This is a genomic window from Oleiphilus sp. HI0079 (assembly GCF_001635105.1).
Window position 1 is genome coordinate 1 of the sequence record NZ_LWFT01000610.1, and the last position, 1,301, is coordinate 1,301.

Below are 1,301 nucleotides of genomic sequence, written 5' to 3' on the forward strand. Positions count from 1 at the left end.
GTTGGCCGAACAATTTGCGCAGCTCGTAGAGGAAGGGGAAGTCGCTGGCTTCATCAAGCCGCTTCCCTTTTAGCGCTTGTGCGCTTGCATGTGGCCAGAAATAAATGATCGCCACTCGGTGAGGCATATTAGCAAAAGCTCGCGGCTAGCCCTCTGAAAATACCACCTAGACCAGCTTAAAGCTGCTCTAGGATCGTTTCAGCGCCGCTCACCTCGTACTGCATCGGCTCATCTACATTCAACGCACTAACAACCCCGTCATCAACAACCATAGAGTAGCGTTGAGACCGCAGCCCTCCAAACGCACCTGTGTCGACAGCCATACCGATCGCCTTTGCAAACGCCCCATCGCCATCAGCAAGCATGACAAGATGTTCAGCATTCGCGCTATCTCCCCAAGCCTTCATAACAAACGCGTCGTTTACGGAGGTACAAATAATGGCATCGACACCTTGCCCTTTGATTGCATCAGCATGAACAACATAGCTCGGCAAGTGAGCCGCGGAACATGTCGGTGTAAATGCTCCAGGCACGGCAAACAGAACGACTTTTTTCCCGGAAAACAACGCTTCTGTCGTTGGGCTTTGCATCCCATCTTCAGCCAAGTATTGAAAGGTATGTGCTGGTATTTTATCGCCTACTTTTAACATCAATAAAAATCCTTATTTAAGAGCGCCCTGCGGCGTAAAAATGAAAATGGTTTTCACCAGATCCGATATCTAACATTACCAGTTAATCAAAACACACTCTTTTGAGCGGTTATAAACGGGGATTTCACCCGTTGTATTCAATACCCTGTTGTTGGATGACAGCTCATGCAGGATCAAGCCTTTTGCAGCTCGTCTTTCTTTACGACAATCCATAACAAAAGGATCTTCTCTGCAACAAGCTCCTTCAAACGAAAAAGCACTTTAACCGCGATCAGGCACGAAAAATACGACAATCGCGCGTGAAATTCAGATATTCGTTACACTAACCTCGCTATGGCCTTAAAAAGCCATTAAGGGTTTAATGAGCGTGTTGCCTGCATAGTATTAAGCGAGGTGAATGACGAGTCTCGAATGCGGCAACATTGACGTGCACATTACCCCCTTACAATGGCGATATTCGCCGATTATAAAGATAAGAAAAAAGGAGTGTCTTTTGACTATTATGGTTCCTACTTGTTTTCGGACAGTAACACGCATTCTATTTTTCTTAGTCTCATCAATTGCCTTACTGTCTCTTAGCTTACCGTTAATTGCTGACAGCAATGCTGAGAAGAGAGCTGGAGAGACCGAACAATTCATACAAGAAATCGA

At 45.9% G+C, this 1,301-nt stretch carries 1 protein-coding gene; it reads right to left on the reverse strand.

All coding sequences use genetic code 11. The features are described from left to right. Positions 1-176: 176 nt before the first annotated feature. A complete protein-coding gene (locus tag A3750_RS10825; protein ID WP_068453987.1) occupies positions 177-650 on the reverse strand; it encodes a peroxiredoxin in 474 nt (157 codons plus the stop codon). Positions 651-1,301 lie beyond the last annotated feature (651 nt).